The 17,755-nt window shown below is 59.4% G+C and carries 19 protein-coding genes; 9 read left to right on the top strand and 10 right to left on the bottom strand.

Annotation, left to right across the window (positions count from 1 at the left end; all coding sequences use genetic code 11):
- The first annotated feature begins 165 nt into the window (after positions 1–165).
- Together yejK and ACYZTX_RS07385 are read left to right on the top strand one after the other, a co-directional pair.
- A complete protein-coding gene (gene yejK, locus ACYZTX_RS07390) occupies positions 166–1,170 on the top strand; it encodes a nucleoid-associated protein YejK (protein WP_462033519.1) in 1,005 nt (334 codons plus the stop codon).
- Positions 1,170–1,520 (top strand): glutaredoxin family protein, encoded by a 351-nt coding sequence (locus ACYZTX_RS07385; RefSeq protein ID WP_462033518.1) that lies wholly within the window; start codon positions 1,170–1,172, stop codon positions 1,518–1,520. Before yejK ends, ACYZTX_RS07385 begins: the two co-directional genes overlap by 1 nt.
- Before the next feature lie 37 nt (positions 1,521–1,557).
- Here ACYZTX_RS07385 and ACYZTX_RS07380 read toward each other — a convergent pair whose 3' ends face one another.
- From ACYZTX_RS07380 to ACYZTX_RS07360, 5 genes are all read right to left on the bottom strand, one after another.
- Positions 1,558–2,493, bottom strand: a complete 936-nt coding sequence (locus tag ACYZTX_RS07380; protein ID WP_462033517.1) for a glutathione S-transferase family protein — start codon at positions 2,491–2,493, stop codon at positions 1,558–1,560.
- A gap of 87 nt (positions 2,494–2,580) precedes the next feature.
- Positions 2,581–2,892: a GIY-YIG nuclease family protein gene (locus tag ACYZTX_RS07375; protein WP_462033516.1), complete on the bottom strand. Its 312-nt coding sequence runs from the start codon at positions 2,890–2,892 to the stop codon at positions 2,581–2,583.
- A 39-nt stretch (positions 2,893–2,931) separates the two neighbouring features.
- Positions 2,932–3,402 carry a nuclear transport factor 2 family protein gene (locus ACYZTX_RS07370; protein WP_462033515.1) on the bottom strand — a complete coding sequence of 157 codons (471 nt, stop codon included), beginning with the start codon at positions 3,400–3,402 and terminating at the stop codon, positions 2,932–2,934.
- Positions 3,403–3,523: 121 nt separating this feature from the next.
- The gene (locus ACYZTX_RS07365) at positions 3,524–4,831 is read right to left on the bottom strand and encodes a CynX/NimT family MFS transporter (RefSeq protein WP_462033514.1); all 1,308 of its coding nucleotides are present in this window, start codon (positions 4,829–4,831) and stop codon (positions 3,524–3,526) included.
- Positions 4,821–5,480, bottom strand: a complete 660-nt coding sequence (locus tag ACYZTX_RS07360; protein WP_462033513.1) for a FadR/GntR family transcriptional regulator — start codon at positions 5,478–5,480, stop codon at positions 4,821–4,823. Before ACYZTX_RS07360 ends, ACYZTX_RS07365 begins: the two co-directional genes overlap by 11 nt.
- Positions 5,481–5,680: 200 nt before the next feature.
- On the opposite strand from ACYZTX_RS07360, the gene ACYZTX_RS07355 reads away from it, so the two are divergent.
- Entirely contained in the window at positions 5,681–5,959 is a 279-nt protein-coding gene (locus ACYZTX_RS07355) for a type II toxin-antitoxin system MqsR family toxin (RefSeq protein ID WP_462033512.1), read from the top strand.
- Positions 5,956–6,438 (top strand): type II toxin-antitoxin system MqsA family antitoxin, encoded by a 483-nt coding sequence (locus ACYZTX_RS07350; protein ID WP_462033511.1) that lies wholly within the window; start codon positions 5,956–5,958, stop codon positions 6,436–6,438. Before ACYZTX_RS07355 ends, ACYZTX_RS07350 begins: the two co-directional genes overlap by 4 nt.
- A gap of 55 nt (positions 6,439–6,493) precedes the next feature.
- Here ACYZTX_RS07350 and ACYZTX_RS07345 read toward each other — a convergent pair whose 3' ends face one another.
- The 4 genes from ACYZTX_RS07345 to ACYZTX_RS07330 all read right to left on the bottom strand — a co-directional run bounded on the left by ACYZTX_RS07345 (position 6,494) and on the right by ACYZTX_RS07330 (position 10,656).
- A complete protein-coding gene (locus ACYZTX_RS07345) occupies positions 6,494–7,258 on the bottom strand; it encodes an amino acid ABC transporter ATP-binding protein (RefSeq protein WP_032859991.1) in 765 nt (254 codons plus the stop codon).
- An 11-nt stretch (positions 7,259–7,269) separates the two neighbouring features.
- Positions 7,270–8,367 carry an amino acid ABC transporter permease gene (locus ACYZTX_RS07340; RefSeq protein ID WP_462033510.1) on the bottom strand — a complete coding sequence of 366 codons (1,098 nt, stop codon included), beginning with the start codon at positions 8,365–8,367 and terminating at the stop codon, positions 7,270–7,272.
- Between the two features lie 10 nt (positions 8,368–8,377).
- Complete coding sequence (locus ACYZTX_RS07335) at positions 8,378–9,559, bottom strand: amino acid ABC transporter permease (RefSeq protein ID WP_462033509.1); 1,182 nt, start codon at positions 9,557–9,559, stop codon at positions 8,378–8,380.
- Between the two features lie 65 nt (positions 9,560–9,624).
- The gene (locus tag ACYZTX_RS07330; protein WP_461974130.1) at positions 9,625–10,656 is read right to left on the bottom strand and encodes an amino acid ABC transporter substrate-binding protein; all 1,032 of its coding nucleotides are present in this window, start codon (positions 10,654–10,656) and stop codon (positions 9,625–9,627) included.
- A 467-nt stretch (positions 10,657–11,123) separates the two neighbouring features.
- Between ACYZTX_RS07330 and ACYZTX_RS07325 the strand changes: the two genes are divergently transcribed.
- The 5 genes from ACYZTX_RS07325 to ACYZTX_RS07305 all read left to right on the top strand — a co-directional run bounded on the left by ACYZTX_RS07325 (position 11,124) and on the right by ACYZTX_RS07305 (position 16,488).
- Positions 11,124–11,780 (top strand): alpha/beta hydrolase, encoded by a 657-nt coding sequence (locus ACYZTX_RS07325; RefSeq protein ID WP_462033508.1) that lies wholly within the window; start codon positions 11,124–11,126, stop codon positions 11,778–11,780.
- A 97-nt stretch (positions 11,781–11,877) separates the two neighbouring features.
- On the top strand, positions 11,878–13,365 hold the full coding sequence (gene rhlB, locus ACYZTX_RS07320) for an ATP-dependent RNA helicase RhlB (protein WP_462033507.1): 1,488 nt from the start codon (positions 11,878–11,880) through the stop codon (positions 13,363–13,365).
- A 140-nt stretch (positions 13,366–13,505) separates the two neighbouring features.
- Complete coding sequence (locus tag ACYZTX_RS07315; protein WP_462033506.1) at positions 13,506–14,453, top strand: ornithine cyclodeaminase family protein; 948 nt, start codon at positions 13,506–13,508, stop codon at positions 14,451–14,453.
- A gap of 158 nt (positions 14,454–14,611) precedes the next feature.
- Positions 14,612–15,739 (top strand): NAD(P)/FAD-dependent oxidoreductase, encoded by a 1,128-nt coding sequence (locus ACYZTX_RS07310; RefSeq protein ID WP_462033505.1) that lies wholly within the window; start codon positions 14,612–14,614, stop codon positions 15,737–15,739.
- 92 nt (positions 15,740–15,831) lie between these two features.
- Positions 15,832–16,488 carry a helix-turn-helix transcriptional regulator gene (locus tag ACYZTX_RS07305; protein WP_462033504.1) on the top strand — a complete coding sequence of 219 codons (657 nt, stop codon included), beginning with the start codon at positions 15,832–15,834 and terminating at the stop codon, positions 16,486–16,488.
- Positions 16,489–16,541: 53 nt separating this feature from the next.
- Here the strand turns inward: ACYZTX_RS07305 and hmpA are convergent, their stop codons facing one another.
- Positions 16,542–17,723 (bottom strand): NO-inducible flavohemoprotein, encoded by a 1,182-nt coding sequence (hmpA, locus tag ACYZTX_RS07300; protein WP_462033503.1) that lies wholly within the window; start codon positions 17,721–17,723, stop codon positions 16,542–16,544.
- Positions 17,724–17,755: the final 32 nt, after the last annotated feature.

Raw genomic sequence — 17,755 nt, 5'->3', positions numbered from 1 at the left:
CTACCCATTTGGTCAGCTTTATTGCTCTAAAACTGTAAAAAACAGCATAAGCGCCATCGGACACTTGCGAATCGCCCTTCGTACCGCGCCAAAACCAGTGGTTGCGGTACACTGAGCGCTTTTTCGGGGAGCACGCCCTCCTCTCTTCAATCAGCCGAGAAGCCCATGCCGATCCGCCATTGCATCGTCCACCTGATCGACAAAAAACCCGACGGCACACCTGCAGTTCTCCATGCTCGCGACGAAGAACTGCCCGAGTCGAGCGCTATCGAGTACATGCTTGCCGACCTCAACGAGAGCTACAACGCCAAACAAGGCAAGGCCTGGGGTTTCTTCCATGCCGAGTCTGGGGCGCATCCGTTCAGCGGCTGGCTGAAGGAATACCTCGATGGCGGCAAGGATTTCACCGCGTTTAGCCGTGTGGCGGTAGAACATCTGCAAAAGCTGATGGAAGAGTCGAACCTCTCTGTGGGCGGCCACGTGCTGTTTGCGCATTATCAGCAGGGCATGACCGACTATCTGGCGATCGCCCTGCTGCACCACAGTGAAGGCGTTGCAGTGACCGATCAGCTGGACGTGACCCCGTCCCGGCATCTGGATTTGGGCCAACTGCATCTGGCGGCGCGTGTCAACGTCTCCGAATGGCAGAACAACAAGCAGTCCAAGCAGTACATTTCGTTCATCAAAGGCAAGAACGGCAAAAAGGTTTCGGAGTACTTCCGCGACTTCATCGGCTGCCAGGAAGGCGTCGACGGCCCAGGCGAAACCCGCACCCTGCTCAAGGCGTTCAGCGACTTCGTCGAAAGCGAAGACCTGCCGGAAGAGTCCGCCCGCGAGAAAACCAAGACCCTGGTGGATTACGCCAGCAGCCAGGCAAAGCTGGGCGAGCCCATGGGCCTGGAAGAACTCTCGGAACTGATCGACGAAGAGCGCCCGAAAGCCTTCTACGACCACATCCGCAACAAGGACTACGGCCTGTCCCCGGAGATCCCGGCAGATAAACGTACCCTCAATCAGTTCCGCCGCTTTACCGGTCGCGCCGAGGGCCTGTCGATCAGCTTCGAAGCGCACCTGTTGGGCTCGAAGATCGAATACGACGAAGAAGCCGGCACGCTGATCATCAAAGGCCTGCCGACCCAACTCACCGACCAGCTCAAGCGACGTAACTGATGCTCGGCGGCGTGCTGAAGAAATTCCTGCTGATCCTGCTGGTGGTCGTGGTTTATCAGAACTGGGGCAAGATCGAGCGGGTGTTCAATCCGGCGCAGGTGGTGTCCGAGCAGACTCAGGCCAAGGCCAGCGTCGTGCTCTACGCCACCGAATGGTGCGGTTACTGCAAATTGACTCGGCGCTTTCTCGACCAGAAAGGTATTCCGTACAAGGAATTCGATATCGAGAAGGATGCCGAGGCGCGCAAGGCCTATGAGGCGCTGGGTGGCGGCGGGATTCCGATCATCGATGTGAACGGGACGTTGATTCGCGGGTATGACCCGGATGCAATCCTCGCCGCACTGAAATAACTGTGGGAGCGAGCAGGCTCGCTCCTACATTTGTACATCAGTGTTTTTCGATGCGAAACCCGAACCGCGGAAAGTGCACATGCACGACGCCGGCACGTTCGTCTTCGCGACGCAGAATCAACTCCTCACGCCCCGCAAACAACAACTCGCCAACCACAGGATCAACACCGTAGTCGGTCGCTGCGATCACCACCTGCTGGCCCGCCTCAAACCCGTTCGGCTCATCGAACTGCTCACTCGGCAACGCGGCAGGTGTGGCATTGCGCGACACCTCCAGCGCCTCCTCTGCCGTCATCTCGCTGAACGCACCATGACCGAAGCCCATCACGCGCCCGAACCATGCGCTGACTGCGGGATAGGCATCAACCAACGGTGAAGTTACCGGTGTGGCTTTGAGGAACCACAGGCAATGGGCCAGGGCAAAGTCGGCAATCGATGGCTCACCGAACAGGAAGTCGCCCGGCTCGCGCTGAAGCTGCTGCTCCAGACGTCCCATGATCGTCGGCCATTGGTGCTTGGCCTGCTCTGCGGACAAACGTGTAGCGCTGCCTCCACTGAACAGCCCGGCGCGATCGGCAATGAAGGCCTTGATCGCTTCTGGCGGTAATGCGCCAAAGCGCACGGCCACCGATTCCGGCTGAAACACCAGGCTCACCGCATGCTGAAACACCACCGAATCCGCCCACGCAGCGAAGGTGGCGACGATCATTTCCTGACCTTCCGGGAAGAACGCCGGCAAGGCTTTTTCCTGTTCCAGACGACGGGCGATCAGCGACGTGTCGCAATAGATATCCGCGCCAATCTGCAACACCGGCGTCTTGCGGTAGCCGCCGGTCAGCGCGGTCAGATCGGGTTTAGGCATCACCGGCGAGATCTTCACCGAGCGCCAGGACAGCCCCTTGAAGCCCAGCAGCAGTCGGGCCTTTTCGGCGAAAGGGGACGTCGGGTAATGATGAAGGATCAACTCTGACATGCTCGGCTCCGCCGCACAGATAGGGATCCGCAGCTTAGCGCGCAAACCGGGGTCAGCCTACAGATCTGCCTGATGGGAACTTATCAGTCAGGTTGATAAGCCCGCGGCAGCGCTTGCGACCAGACATTCCTTGGCAGTTTTCTTGAGTTTTTTGATCAAGCGTTCCTGGCGCAGCGCGTCGCCTTTATCGCGGCAGACTTCGGTGTAAACCAAGGCGACGGCAGGGCTGGAAAGAAAAAAGCGCGCACCCTTGCCGCTCTGGTGAGTAGCGAATCGGCGCACGGGATCATCGCTGATCCCGCAGTAGAGCGAACCATTGGCCGCGCGAACGAGGTAGACGAACCAGGGTTTGCTCACCGGTGTGTCGGCATCGACGGAGATTTCGCTGAGGGTGTTCACGTGACGATCAAGGCTTGTAGGAAACAAGCCGCGATCTTATCAGCGACTGGCCTGGAATGCCTTCAGCCCCTTCAAGGCTTGAGCGCGAACGGCGTTTCTCACCGCCGGCGTCCAGCCCAACAGCAGCCCTTTGAATCCCAGCGCCTGCCGGGACCAGGTCCACATGTCGAAGCTGTCGTGATGCTCGCAGATCTTGCCGTCGCGAAAAACGAAGCGCGCCTGAATATCGTTGACCACGGTGTTGCCGGTCTGGCTGAACAGGTACGTTGCCACCCAATGGGCACCACCGGTGCGCTCATCACTGCGCACGTTATCGAACGTCAGGGAAAAGTCTTTGGCCCGTGTAGTAAGCATGCGCCACATGTCGCCGGCGTCGCGGCCGCGCAGCTCGCCGAACGCTGGATCACTGAACACCACGTCGTCGGTATAGCAGGCACTCATGGCCTCGGCATCCAGCCGCTGGAAGGCTTGGTAGAACTGGGTGATCAATGCGCTGTGGGCATCACTCATGGGCAGGCTCCCTGATGTGCAAATAGATGTGCAAAGCTTCGAAAGAGTGCCTGCACATTAGTCAACAAACGCGCGGCACACTATCGGCATTCGTGGGCCGAATACCGACAGTGCGCGGGTGTCAGACCTTTTCGCTTTCTACCTGGACGTACAGCGAACGTCCGGCGCCGAGCCCGGCAATGATCGCCCCGAGGCCAATGATGCCGAAAATCCAGCCCAGGGCGCTCCAGCCGCCAGTCCAGTCATGCACGATACCGACCGCGAACGGCCCCATGGACGCCAGGGTGTAACCGAAGCCCTGGGCCATGCTCGACAGGTTCGCCGCGACATGCGAGTCCCGCGAGCGCAGCACGATCAGCGTCAGCGCCAGGCTGAACGTACCGCCCTGCCCCAGACCGAGCAGGATCGCCCAGCCCCACAAGCCTTCGATCGGTGCGTAGAGGCAACCGAATAAACCGCCAAGGGTCAGCAGCATGACGATGACGATCGCCAGACGCTGATCCTTGCCGCGGGTCGCCAGCCACGGCGCGGCCAGTGAGCTGGCCAACTGGATAAGGACGGAACCCGAGAGCACCAGGCCGGCCTGGGTCGGGGTCAGGCCGCGGCCAATCAGGATCGATGGCAACCAGCCGAACACGATGTAGGCCAGAGAAGACTGCAGGCCCATGTAGAGCGTCACTTGCCAGGCCAGCGGATCACGCAACAGACCGCGAACCCGATAGGCGACGTTGTGCGCGCCGTGTTTCTGACCGACTTGTGGCAACCAGAAAATCGCCGCGACCAATGCCGGCACCACCCAGAATCCGAGGCCCAGCGCCCAGCTCTTGTCGAAATGCTCGCTCAACGGCACGGTCGCACCCGCTGCCATCGCCGCGCCCAGGCACAGGGCCATGGTGTAGACGCCGGTCATGGTTCCGGCATGTTTCGCGAAGTCGCGCTTAACGATGCCTGGCAGCAACACGCCGATCACACCAATGCTGGCGCCGGCCAGCACGCTGCCGGCAAACAGGCCAATCGTGCCGAACGAACTGCGCAGGATGATCCCGCCGGCCAACATCAAAAGAATCCCCAATACCACCCGCTCGGCGCCGAAACGTCGTGCCAGCACGGGCGCCAGCGGTGCAAACAAGCCGAGGCACAGCACCGGCAACGTCGTCAGCAAACCGGCGTGGGCTGCCGACAAACCGAGGGTCTTCGAGATCTCGCTGAGCATCGGCGCCATGCTCGACAGCGCCGGGCGCAGGTTCAGCGCCACCAGGATCAAGCCCAGCAACAACAGCCATGGACGACGCAGGATCGGGTGGCTTTGCTGGACTTCTTCGTCATCGGCCTCGGCGTCGATCAGCAGTTCTTCAAGTTCCGCCGTGCGCTTGGGTTGCGTGATGTTGCTGTTATTGGCAGACATGGAATTCTCGGTTTCAAGGTTCATTGATCAACTGCCTCGACAGGGCTTTGGCCCGTTCCGGGTCGCGTTGTTCGACGGCATCAAGCAGCTCGATATGAAGGTCGAACACCTCTTGGCGTCGGGGGCTGATGTTCAGGGTCTCGCGCAGATGCGCGCCGACGATGCTGGAAAAATAGCGATACAGCTCGCTAAGCGTCGGGTTGTGCGCGGCGTCCACCAGACGGCGGTGGAACACCAGATCGCAAGCGATATAAGTGTCGAGATCACCGTGGTAATGGCTGCCACTGACGCCCAACGCCTCGCGTAACGCCACCAGGTCTTCATCGGTACGGCGCAACGCGGCCAGGCCGATGGCCTCGACTTCCAGAATGTGCCGAGTCTCCCGGGCTTGCTCGTGGGAGCAGCGGGACAGCGCCTTCATGGTGTCGAGCGGATCGACCACCGCGCGCAGGTAACTGCCGTCGCCCTGACGGATTTCGATCAACCCGGAAAACGCCAACACGCGCATGGCTTCGCGCACGGTGTTGCGGCTGATGCCTAGCTCGGCGGACAGTTCGGGTTCGGTGGGCAAGCGCTGGCCGACCACCCAAACGCCTTGGTTGATGCGCAGGCGCAATTGGTCCAGGGCCTGATCGACCAGGGATCGCTTAACGAGTGGAGAAATGTCTGACATAGGATTCGCCCTTTCATCCAATCATAGGATGAATTTTCTGACATGTTAGTCAGCTTCACGTAGGACGGCAACCGCCTACGGTCAGAGAGAGGGAAATGGAGCGAGATTTTCGATTAGTCAAAATTACCCTTTAAGGGTAATTTAATGGACGGGTTAGCGGCTTCTTATGGAAAAGAACACACCCCCATTACAACCTGGTTGTGATTAAGCAAGACGTCATCCGTCTTGGGAAGGAAGCGTTTACCCGCAGCGCGCAAAAAGGCGGCAGAGAGCTGGGCCTGAGCTTCGAAGAGGTGCAAGAAGTCATTTTCGGGCTGCACGCAAGCATGCTGTACAAATCGATGACCACCTATGACGATCATCGCGTCTGGCAAGACGTTTACCACACCCGTTCGCACGGTCGGGAGATTTATATCAAGGTGACCTACCGCCCTGGCGGAGGCCCTCCGGTAATCTCTTTCAAGGAGAAGGACTCATGAAAACCAAACAGTGTTTCAGCTGCGGCGCCCCTGAAGGAATGCGGCATTTTTCGGGGCGAGGTGAAACCTTGAGCGTAAAGGGAATGGAGCGGCGGGTAGATGACCTTTCCGGCTGGGAATGCCAAATGTGCGAGGAAGTCGAGTTCGACTCCGGTTCCTCAGAGCGATATTCCGATGCAGGTGATGAACTGGTCATCGCCGGCAGACAGATGATCGGCGCCGAGATGAAGCGAATCCGCCGCAAACTGCACCTGTCACAAAAAGAAGCGGTGCAACTGCTGTCAGGCGGTGGGCACAACGCGTTTTCCCGTTACGAGCGCGGCGAAATACTTCCTCCGAAAGCATTGATGCTGCTGATGCGCCTGCTAGATCGTTATCCGCATTTGCTCATTGACGCGAAAACCTTGGGTGTAGGGGCGGATCTGAGAGGCTTCGAGGAGACTGTGCACAAAGAACACGAAACCCTCACGGCTTTCTGATCGCAAAAAACAAACCCGGCGCGAGGCCGGGTTTATTTTTCGATTCAGCCTGACATCAATGCAAAATCTGGCTCAGGAACAACTTGGTCCGCTCATTCTGCGGATTATCGAAGAAGTCATTCGGCGCCGCCTGTTCGACGATTTCGCCCTTGTCCATGAAGATCACGCGATTGGCCACGGTGCGGGCGAAACCCATTTCGTGGGTTACGCAAAGCATGGTCATGCCGTCTTCAGCCAAGCCGATCATGGTGTCCAGAACCTCTTTCACCATTTCCGGGTCGAGTGCCGAGGTCGGTTCATCGAACAGCATGATTTTCGGTTTCATGCACAGGGCACGGGCAATCGCCACACGCTGTTGCTGACCACCGGACAGTTGCCCCGGGAATTTATGCGCCTGCTCCGGAATGCGGACGCGTTCCAGGTAATGCATGGCGATTTCTTCGGCCTTGCGCTTGGGCATCTTGCGCACCCACATCGGCGCCAGCGTGCAGTTCTGCAGGATGGTCAGGTGTGGGAACAGGTTGAAGTGCTGGAACACCATGCCGACTTCACGGCGGACCGTTTCGATCTGCTTGAGGTCGTTGGTCAGCTCCACGCCATCGACCACGATGCGACCCTGCTGGTGTTCTTCCAGACGGTTGAGGCAACGGATGGTGGTGGATTTGCCGGAACCCGACGGACCGCACAGGACGATACGCTCGCCCTGCTTCACGTTCAGGTTGATGTCTTTCAACACGTGGAACTGGCCGTACCACTTGTTCACGCCCTGCATCTGAATAATGCCTTCAGGGCTCACAGGCTGTTTGATCGCTTCACTCATAAACTACGCTCCTAACGCTTGTGGCCAGTGTCCAGCTTACGTTCCAAATGCATGGAGTAGCGGGACATACCAAAACAGAAAATCCAGAACACCAGGGCCGCGAACACATAGCCTTCGGTGGCCATGCCCAACCATTTCGGGTCGGCGGCGGCTTGTTTGACGCTGTTGAGCAAGTCGAACAGGCCGATGATGATCACCAGGCTCGTGTCCTTGAACAGCGCAATGAAGGTGTTGACGATGCCAGGGATCACCATCTTCAGGGCTTGCGGCAGAATCACCAGGCCCATGCTGCGCCAGTAACCGAGGCCCATCGCTGCAGCCGCTTCGTACTGACCTTTGGGAATCGCCTGCAGACCACCGCGCACCACTTCGGCCACGTAAGCCGACTGGAACAGGATCACGCCGATCAACGCCCGCAGCAGTTTGTCGAAGTTCATGCCTTCAGGCAGGAACAACGGCAGCATCACCGAGGACATGAACAGCACCGTGATCAACGGCACGCCGCGCCAGAATTCGATGAAGGTCACGCAGACCACCCGAATCGCCGGCATGTTCGAGCGGCGGCCCAGGGCCAGGACGATACCCAGCGGCAGAGCGCCGGCAATACCGACGGTGGCGATCACCAGGGTCAGCATCAGGCCGCCCCATTGGCTGGTCGCCACCTGGGTCAAGCCGAAAACGCCGCCATGCAACAGGCACCAGGCAATGATCGGGTACAGCACCAGGAAGCTCAGCCCGTACACCGCTTTACGCGGGAAGCGCGAGATGAACAGCGGTGCCACGCCGATGACCGCCAGCCACACGGTCAGGTCCACGCGCCAGCGCAGGTCCACCGGGTAGTAGCCATACATGAACTGGCCGAAGCGCTGCTGGATGAACACCCAGCAGGCGCCCTCCTTGGTGCAGTCAGCCTGGGTGGTGCCAACCCAGTTGGCATCGAGGATCGCCCAGCTAAGGATCGGCGGCACCACCAGGTAGATCAGGTAGAACGCAAACAGGGTCAGCAGGGTGTTGAGCCAGCTGGAGAACATGTTGGCGCGCATCCACGCCACGACACCGATGCTGCGGCTCGGGGGTGGCATGTCGGGTTTGAAAGTATGAGTACTCATGCGCTTTTCCTTACCGCTCGATCAGCGCAATGCGCTTGTTGTACCAGTTCATCAGCAGGGAAATGCTGATACTGATCGCCAGGTACACGCTCATGGTGATCGCAATCACCTCGATCGCCTGCCCGGTCTGGTTCAGCACCGTACCGGCAAACAACGAAACCATTTCCGGATAACCGATACCGGCCGCCAGCGAGGAGTTCTTCGCCAGGTTCAGGTATTGGCTGGTCAGCGGCGGAATGATCACGCGCAGGGCTTGCGGGATGATCACCTTGCGCAGCGTCGGACCGTTGCGCAAACCCAGCGAGTGCGCCGCTTCGGTCTGGCCGTGGCTGACCGACTTGATGCCTGAACGCACGATCTCGGCGATGAACGCCGCGGTGTACACGGTCAGGGCCAGGGTCAGCGCCAGCAGTTCCGGGATCAGCACCCAGCCACCGACGAAGTTGAAGCCCTTGAGCTCCGGCATTTCCCAGTGCAGCGGCGCGCCGAAGATCAGCGCGCACAACGCCGGGATCACCAGCAACAGCGCCAGGCCGGTCCAGAACTTGCGGAACGGAACGCCGGTGGCTTCGAAGCGTTTGTTGGCCCAACGGCTCATCAGCACGATGGCGACAATGGCGACGACGACGCTGACCACAAACGGCCAGAAACCGTCCGCCGCCAACGCGGCCGGCATATTCAGGCCGCGGCTGCTGACGAAGAAGGTGTCGCCGAAGTTGTGGCTGTTGCGTGGCCCTGGCATGGTCAGGAACACCGCGAAGTACCAGAACAGGATTTGCAGCAGCGGCGGAATGTTGCGGAAGACTTCCACATAAACAGTCGCCAGCTTGGCAATGATCCAGTTCTTCGACAGCCGTGACACACCGACGATAAACCCGAGGATCGTCGCCAGGATCACGCCGATGAAGGTCACCAGCAACGTGTTGAGCAAGCCGATGACAAACACTCGGGCATAACTGTCCGATTCGGTGTAGTCGATCAGGGTTTGAGCGATGCCGAAACCGGCACTGCGCTCCAGAAAGCTGAAACCGGAGGTGATGCCCCGGTGTTCAAGGTTGGTTTGCGTGTTGTCGAACAGAAACCAGCCCAGCGAGACCACCGCCACAATGGTGATGATCTGAAATAGCCACGCACGCACTTTGGGATCGCTGAGGCTGAGCCTCTGCTTTGGTGCGCCGATTGAATTTTGCATGAAGTGCCCCGGATGTAATGGAACAGAACATCACCCGGCGGTTGGCCCACCGGGTGATAGAACCATCAGCGCACTGGTGGTGCGTATTGAATGCCGCCGTTGTTCCACAGCGCGTTCAGGCCGCGGTCGATTTCCAGCGCAGTGCCCTTGCCAAGGTTCTTCTCGAACACTTCGCCGTAGTTACCGACCTGCTTGATGATCTGTACGACCCAGTCCTTCGGCAGCTTCAGATCCTTGCCGTATTCACCGTCAGCCCCGAGCATACGAGCGACGTCCGGGTTCTTGGTGGCCTTGGCTTCGGCTTCGACGTTCTTCGACGTGATGCCCGCTTCTTCAGCGTTGAGCATGGCGTAGCCAGTCCAGCGAACAACGGCCAGCCACTCGTCATCGCCATTACGCACGACCGGACCCAGAGGCTCCTTGGAGATGGTTTCCGGCAGAACCACGTAGTCCTTCGGCGAGGCCAGCTTGCTGCGCTGGGCGAACAGCTGGGACTTGTCGGAGGTCAGCACGTCGCAACGACCGGATTCCAGCGACTTGGCGCTTTCGTCGGAGGTGTCGAAGGTGATCGGGGTGTATTTCAGACCGTTGCCGCGGAAGTAGTCGGAAACGTTCAGCTCGGTGGTGGTACCGGCCTGGATGCAGATGGTTGCGCCGTCCAGCTCTTTGGCACTCTTGACGCCCAGCTTGTTGTTCACCAGGAAGCCGATACCGTCGTAGTAGGTAATGAAGCCTGGAAACTTCAGGCCCATGCCCGCATCACGCGAACTGGTCATGGTGGTGTTGCGCGACAGAATGTCAATTTCGCCGGACTGCAGCGCGGTGAAGCGCTCCTTGGCGTTCAATTGGCTGAATTTCACTTTGTTCGCGTCGCCGAATACGGCGGCGGCCACAGCGCGGCAGAAGTCGGCATCGATGCCGAGGATCTTGCCAGTGGAATCCGGTACCGAGAAGCCCGGCAGACCGTCACTGACACCGCACTGTACGAAACCTTTTTTCTGCACTGCATCCAGGGTTGCACCCGCCTGAGCGAACCCGCTGACACCGAGTACTGCGGCTGCAGTCACGATAGCCAGGGTGGATTTCAACATCTTCATTCAAACCTCCAGTTTTGCTCTTGTTGTGTCGGAGCTTGAGTCCAGTCGCACCCTTATGAGGCGTTGCTGACCCGCGTTGGCTTTTTTTGGGGTCAACCGACGTAAGACCTGCGCTATGAGTCTAGTAGGAGAAAATCCACATCATGGACAACTCACTTCTCACCAATCGGCCGAACGGGCTGTAGCCCTTTCACGTTCGCGAAGCCCGTAACGGCCACTGGCGAACATCCATCACCGGATTCTTTGCTATCCCACCGCCAGCAGTACACTGATAGTGTTACCGCAAGGCGCGAGATGGGTTGCACCGTTTTCCCATAGCAAAGCCCGTACCAGACCGCTCGCAGAAGCGATTGCGCGACAGGTCAATAGCAAAACTTGTAGCCTTGCGACATCTTATTAACTGATCAACCAGGCGCGCACTCTGATCTCGCACCCAATGAGAGCGTCTGCACAATACTGGAGCAACCATGACCGAGCCCTTGATTCTTCAACCCGTCAAGCCCGCAGACGCCTGCGTTATATGGCTGCACGGCCTGGGCGCCGACCGCTACGACTTCCTGCCAGTAGCCGAAGCGCTGCAGGAAACCCTGCTGACCACCCGCTTTGTTCTGCCTCAGGCACCGACCTGCGCCGTGACCATCAATGGTGGTTACGAGATGCCGAGCTGGTACGACATATTGGCCATGAGCCCGGCTCGCGCGATCAACCGCGAGCAGCTGGAAGAGTCGGCGGACCGGATCATTAAATTGATCGAAGTGCAGCGCGCCATCGGAATAGACGCCTCGCGGATCTTTCTGGCAGGTTTTTCCCAAGGTGGCGCGGTGGCGTTACACGCCGCGTTTCTGAAATGGCAGGGGCCGTTGGGTGGCGTACTTGCCCTCTCGACGTATGCACCGACCTTCAGCGATGAACTGGAGCTTTGCGCCAGCCAGCAGCGCATTCCTGTGCTGTCTTTGCACGGCCAGTACGATGACGTGGTGCAAAACTCCATGGGCCGGACCGCCTACGAGTATTTAAAGGGGCGTGGTGTCACCGCGACATGGCAGGAATACCCAATGGGCCACGAAGTGTTACCCGAGGAAATTCGCGACATCGGTGTCTGGCTCGCCGAGCGCTTGCGTTAACTGTTATGTGAAAAGCAGCCCATTGATCCATCCCACTACGCCGCGCCCGATTCTTGCATTACACTGGCCGGCGTATATTCCTTAATCAATTGATGAGATGACCGTGCTCAAAGCACTCAAGAAAATGTTCGGTAAAAGCGAGACTGAGCAGCTCGCGCCAGTCTCCAGCGCTCCGTCTCACCATCCCAGCCACCGCACCGACGGTAATCAGCCTGGCCGGACCGCAACCGTAGCGGTACCGAAGCACGAACCGATGGCCACACCGGCCGTCCAACCCGCGGAGGCTCAAGCCTCTGAAGAACCGAGCAGCGAAGCTGCGAAACCTGCCAAACCGCGTCGCGAACCGAAGCCAAAAGTGCCGGTTATCCCCTGGAAACTCGAAGACTTCGCCGTCGAACCCCAGGAAGGCAAAACCCGTTTCCACGATTTCAAACTCGCCCCTGAACTGATGCACGCCATCCAGGACCTGGGCTTCCCGTATTGCACGCCGATTCAGGCACAGGTGCTTGGCTTCACTCTGGCGGGCAAAGACGCCATCGGTCGCGCCCAGACCGGTACCGGCAAAACCGCGGCATTCCTGATTTCGATCATCACCCAACTGCTGCAAACCCCACCGCCCAAAGAGCGTTACATGGGCGAGCCGCGGGCGCTGATCATTGCGCCGACCCGTGAACTGGTGGTGCAGATCGCCAAGGACGCGGCCGACCTGACCAAATACACCGGCCTCAACGTCATGACGTTTGTCGGCGGCATGGACTTCGACAAGCAGCTCAAGCACCTCGAAGCCCGTCATTGCGACATCCTCGTCGCCACCCCGGGCCGCCTGCTGGACTTCAACCAGCGCGGCGACGTGCACCTGGACATGGTCGAAGTCATGGTTCTGGACGAAGCCGACCGGATGCTCGACATGGGTTTCATCCCACAAGTGCGTCAGATCATTCGCCAGACTCCGCCGAAGGACGAGCGTCAGACGCTGCTGTTCTCCGCGACCTTCACCGAAGACGTGATGAACCTGGCCAAGCAATGGACCACCGACCCGTCGATCGTCGAGATCGAGTCGCAGAACGTGGCCAGCGAAAACGTCGAACAGCACATTTACGCCGTGGCCGGCGCCGACAAATACAAACTGCTCTACAACCTGGTCAACGACAATGGTTGGGAGCGGGTGATGGTGTTTGCCAACCGCAAGGACGAAGTGCGGCGCATCGAAGAACGCCTGGTCCGTGATGGCGTCAATGCCGCGCAACTGTCCGGGGACGTGCCGCAGCACAAGCGCATCAAGACCCTCGAAGGTTTCCGCGAAGGCAAGATCCGCGTACTGGTCGCCACCGATGTGGCCGGCCGCGGCATTCACATCGACGGCATCAGCCACGTGATCAACTTCACCTTGCCGGAAGTCCCGGACGACTACGTGCACCGTATCGGTCGCACCGGTCGTGCTGGCGCCGATGGCGTGTCCATCAGTTTTGCCGGTGAAGACGACTCCTACCAGCTGCCGTCCATCGAGGCGCTGCTGGGTCGCAAGATCAGCTGTGAAACGCCACCGACGCATCTACTGCGGGCGGTTGAGCGCAAGCGCCCGTAACGCGGGTCGCACTAAAAGAGGCGCAGCCGGAAACGGACTGCGCTTTTTTTTCGTCCGGCTTTTTTCAACAGGAGCTTGCTCGCGATAACTAAAAGTCCATAATAGACAAATTAGTTTACTTCTAGCTCCCGGAGCCGACCATGTCCAGTACGCCCTACGTGATCACCCAACCTCAGGCACGCGAGCTGCTGGCGCAGGTCGACGTGCCGCAGATCCTGCGCAAACTGTTCCGCGACCTGGCTGCCGGACAAGCCGTGCAACCGGCGCAACAACTGGTGGAGTTTCCGCAGGGCGCTGGCGACTTCATCAACTACCTGGGCGTGCTGGCCGAAGATGGCGTTTACGGGGTCAAGACCTCGCCGTACATCGTGCGTGAACAAGGCCCGCTGGTGACCGCCTGGACATTGCTGATGTCGATGCAGACCGGCCAGCCGCTGTTGCTCTGTGATGCCGGCGAACTGACCACGGCGCGCACCGCTGCAACCACGGCAGTCGCGGTCGACGCGCTCGCCCCGCTGAAGGCCCGACGCCTGGCGATCATCGGCAGCGGCAAGGTTGCCCAGGCGCACCTGCACTATGTGAAAGGATTGCGCGAATGGCAGAGCATCAGCCTCTACTCGCCGAGCCTGAGCGACAAGAACTCCGAAGTATTGGCGCAGCTCAAAAGCCTCGATCCACGCCTGACCATCGTCGACAGTCGTGGAGCAGCCGCTCACGACGCCGATGTCATCATGCTCTGCACCTCGTCCGCAGGGCCGGTGATCGACCCTTCAAGCTTGAGCAAACCGGCGCTGATCACCTCCATCAGCACCAACGCACCGCGTGCCCATGAAGTACCGCCGCAGAGCCTCAATGACATGCAAGTGTTCTGCGACTATCGTCTGACCACCCCAGGCTCGGCCGGCGAGATGCTGATTGCCGGTGAACAGCATGGTTGGGACAAGAACGCGATCATCGGCGACCTGCCTGATCTGCTCAGCGAAAAAGTCCAGCGCCCCGGCTATGACCGTCATGTGTTTTTCCGCTCCATCGGACTGGGCCTGGAAGACATTGCACTGGCCAATGCCATCTATCGCCTACAGCACTAACACCAAAAACCTTGTAGGAGCTGTCGAGTGAAACGAGGCTGCGATCTTTTGATCTTGCCTATAAAAGCAAAGACAAAAGATCGCAGCCTCGTTTCACTCGACAGCTCCTACAGGAGGTCATCGACACCATTGGCATTTGCGCTCAACAGGAGACGTTCATGAGCCAGGCAGATTTCATCATCATCGGCGGCGGGATTGCCGGCGCTTCCACCGGTTTCTGGCTGTCGCAGCACGCCCGAGTGATCGTGCTCGAACGCGAATCCCATCCGGCCTACCACTCCACCGGACGTTCGGCCGCGCTGTTTACCGCCGCATACGGCACACCGCAGGTTCGCGCACTGACCCAGGCCAGCCGTGATTTCTTCGACGCGCCACCAGCCGGATTCTGCGAACACCCGCTGCTGAACCCGCGTGGCGAGATGACCGTGGACTTCACCGGCGATCCGGCCGAGCTGAACAATCAATACCTGAGCGCCAAAGCCTCGGTGCCGGAGATGCAGCTGCTCACCGCCGACGAGGCCTGCGTGCGCTTGCCGATCCTGCGCCGGGAAAAAGTCCATGGCGCGATTTACGACCCGACCGCCAGCGACATCGACACCGATGCCCTGCACCAGGGTTACCTGCGCGGTATCCGACGCAACAAGGGCGAAGTTCATACCGACAGTCAAGTCCTGAGCCTGACCCGTGATGCCGAGGGTGTGTGGCAAGTACACACCACCGGTCAGACCTTCAGCGCCCCGATCATCATTAACGCGGCAGGCGCCTGGGCCGACAAAATCGGTGAGCTGGCGGGTGCCAAACCATTGGGCCTGCAACCCAAGCGGCGCTCGGCGTTCATCTTTGCCGGCCCCGAGGGCGTGGATACCCACCATTGGCCAATGCTGGTCAGTCTCGACGAATCCTTCTACATGAAGCCCGACGCGGGGATGTTCCTCGGCTCGCCAGCCAACGCCGACCCGGTAGAACCGCACGACGTGCAGCCCGAAGAGCTGGACATCGCGATGGGCATCTACCAGATCGAAGAAGCCACCACCCTGACCATCCGCCGTCCGACCCGCACCTGGGCCGGCTTGCGCAGTTTCGTGAGCGACGGTGATTTGCTGTCCGGTTTCGATCCGCAGGTACCAGGGCTATTCTGGGTAGCGGCTCAAGGCGGTTATGGTATCCAGACTTCGCCGGCCATGGGCCAGGCCAGCGCTGCACTGGTGCGCGGTGAAGCCTTGCCCGAGCAACTGACTCGCTTCGGTCTGAACACCGAGATGCTCTCCCCCACTCGGCTGGGCTGACGCTCAGACTCAGGTGACGTGTCGACACGATTGCGGCAAACTTCCAGCGCCCCTTTTTTATGGGGCGCTGATGCTGCCTGGAGCTCCACTTTATGAACGCCCAAGAACAAGATCCGGCCCTTGATGACTCTGCATTGAAGCGCTCGCCGCTGGATAACTTTCGAGCGATCGCCGATGCCATCGCCACGTTGTTCTTTCCTCACGCCGAGGTGGTACTGCACGATCTGCGTACGCAGAAGGTCGACTACATCGCCAACAACCTGTCCAAACGCGAAGTCGGTGACGACTCGGCGCTGGAGGACATGCTCAGCGAAGAGATCAGCGAACGAAACATCGGGCCGTACGAAAAGCTCAACTGGGATGGTCAGAAGATTCGCAGCCTGAGCAGCGTGTTGCGCGACAGTGAAGGTCATCCGCTGGCGGTGCTGTGCATCAATCTGAATATTTCGCTGTTCGAAAATGCCAAGGCCGCTTTGGACCTGTTCCTGTCACCGAGCAAGTTGATTCCGCAACCCGATTCACTGTTTCGCGATGACTGGCAGGAGCGGATCAACACCTTCCTCCACGCCTGGCTGCGCGAACGTCAGCTGAGCCTGAACCTGCTGACCCGCGACCATAAACGCGAACTGGTGCTGGCACTGCACGCCGAAGGCGCCTTCAAAGGTAAAAGCGCCTCCAACTATGTGGCGAACGTACTGAACATGGGCCGGGCGACGGTGTACAAACATTTGAAGGAATTGAAGGGCTGAAAACCTGTGGCGAGGGAGCTTGCTCCCTCGCCACAGAGTACCCGGCGTTATCGTTATTCCAGCGCCGAAGCCGGCCCGAAGAATTCGTAACGGCTTTGCTTCTCCGGCACACCCAAGGCTTTGAGGTGGCGCTTGATCGCCGCCATGAAGCCTTTAGGCCCGAGGAAGTACGCGTCCAGATCACGCTGTTGCGGCAACCACTCGCCCAGTTGCTCCTGGCTCAACCGGCCAACCTTGTGCGCCGACGGGCTCACGCCATCATCTTCGTCGTAGCAATAGAAGCGTTTGAGTTGCGGGTGACGCTCGGCCAGGCCATCGATCCAGTCGCGGAAAGCGTGAACGCTACCGTTACGCGCGCAGTGAATAAAGTGCACCGGCCGTTCAGTCGCCAGCGCCGCTTCGAGCATCGCCAGCGTCGGAGTGATCCCGACGCCGCCGCTGATCAGCACCAACGGTTTGTCGCTTTCGGTCAGGGTGAATTCGCCCGATGGCGGGAACAGCTGGATGCTGGAGCCCACATGCAGCTGATCATGCAGATGGTTCGAGGCACGGCCACCGGTTTCACGCTTGACACTGATGCGGTACTGGCCCTTGTTGGCCAAGGCCGACAGCGAATAGTTACGACGAATCTCTTCGCCATCGAGGATCAGTTTCATGCCGATGTATTGGCCTGGCTCTGCTGCCAGAATCGGTCCTTTGTCAGCCGGTTCGAAGTAGAACGAGGTGATTTCCGCGCTTTCCTCGACCTTGGCCACCACGATGAATTCCCGCGCCCCGCGCCAGCCGCCCGGTGCCTGTTCCTTCTGGTCGTAGATGCTGGTTTCGGCGCCGATCAGGATGTCGGCCAATTGACCGTATGCAGCCCCCCAGGCGGCCATCACTTCAGGTGTGGCGATCTCGTCGCCCAGCACTTCGGAGATGGCTCGCAGCAGGCAGGAGCCGACAATCGGGTAGTGTTCCGGGAGGATTTGCAGGGCCACGTGCTTGTTGATGATCTTGGCCACCAGGTCGCCCAACTGGTCGAGTTGGTCGATGTGCCGCGCATACATCAAGACGCCGTTTGCCAGGGCACGCGGCTGATCACCGCTGGCCTGGTGAGCCTGGTTGAACAACGGGCGAACTTCCGGGTACTCGGAGAGCATCATGCGGTAGAAATGAGTGATCAACGCTTCGCCACCGCTTTCCAGCAAGGGCACGGTGGATTTGACGATTGCACGGTCTTGAACGCTAAGCATAAAGTGACTCCTGATCTACTTGGGTTGCTAAC

Source organism: Pseudomonas sp. MDT1-17 (genome assembly GCF_054898105.1).
This window is presented reverse-complemented; position numbering and strand designations above follow the sequence as displayed.

Coding starts and splice junctions, on each gene's coding strand:
- yejK (WP_462033519.1), top strand. CDS start 166: ATGCCGATCCGCCATTGCATCGTCCACCTGATCGACAAAAAACCCGAC.
- ACYZTX_RS07385 (WP_462033518.1), top strand. CDS start 1,170: ATGCTCGGCGGCGTGCTGAAGAAATTCCTGCTGATCCTGCTGGTGGTC.
- ACYZTX_RS07380 (WP_462033517.1), bottom strand. CDS start 2,493: ATGTCAGAGTTGATCCTTCATCATTACCCGACGTCCCCTTTCGCCGAA.
- ACYZTX_RS07370 (WP_462033515.1), bottom strand. CDS start 3,402: ATGAGTGATGCCCACAGCGCATTGATCACCCAGTTCTACCAAGCCTTC.
- ACYZTX_RS07365 (WP_462033514.1), bottom strand. CDS start 4,831: ATGAACCTTGAAACCGAGAATTCCATGTCTGCCAATAACAGCAACATC.
- ACYZTX_RS07360 (WP_462033513.1), bottom strand. CDS start 5,480: ATGTCAGACATTTCTCCACTCGTTAAGCGATCCCTGGTCGATCAGGCC.
- ACYZTX_RS07350 (WP_462033511.1), top strand. CDS start 5,956: ATGAAAACCAAACAGTGTTTCAGCTGCGGCGCCCCTGAAGGAATGCGG.
- ACYZTX_RS07345 (WP_032859991.1), bottom strand. CDS start 7,258: ATGAGTGAAGCGATCAAACAGCCTGTGAGCCCTGAAGGCATTATTCAG.
- ACYZTX_RS07340 (WP_462033510.1), bottom strand. CDS start 8,367: ATGAGTACTCATACTTTCAAACCCGACATGCCACCCCCGAGCCGCAGC.
- ACYZTX_RS07335 (WP_462033509.1), bottom strand. CDS start 9,559: ATGCAAAATTCAATCGGCGCACCAAAGCAGAGGCTCAGCCTCAGCGAT.
- ACYZTX_RS07330 (WP_461974130.1), bottom strand. CDS start 10,656: ATGAAGATGTTGAAATCCACCCTGGCTATCGTGACTGCAGCCGCAGTA.
- ACYZTX_RS07325 (WP_462033508.1), top strand. CDS start 11,124: ATGACCGAGCCCTTGATTCTTCAACCCGTCAAGCCCGCAGACGCCTGC.
- rhlB (WP_462033507.1), top strand. CDS start 11,878: ATGACCGTGCTCAAAGCACTCAAGAAAATGTTCGGTAAAAGCGAGACT.
- ACYZTX_RS07315 (WP_462033506.1), top strand. CDS start 13,506: ATGTCCAGTACGCCCTACGTGATCACCCAACCTCAGGCACGCGAGCTG.
- ACYZTX_RS07310 (WP_462033505.1), top strand. CDS start 14,612: ATGAGCCAGGCAGATTTCATCATCATCGGCGGCGGGATTGCCGGCGCT.
- ACYZTX_RS07305 (WP_462033504.1), top strand. CDS start 15,832: ATGAACGCCCAAGAACAAGATCCGGCCCTTGATGACTCTGCATTGAAG.
- hmpA (WP_462033503.1), bottom strand. CDS start 17,723: ATGCTTAGCGTTCAAGACCGTGCAATCGTCAAATCCACCGTGCCCTTG.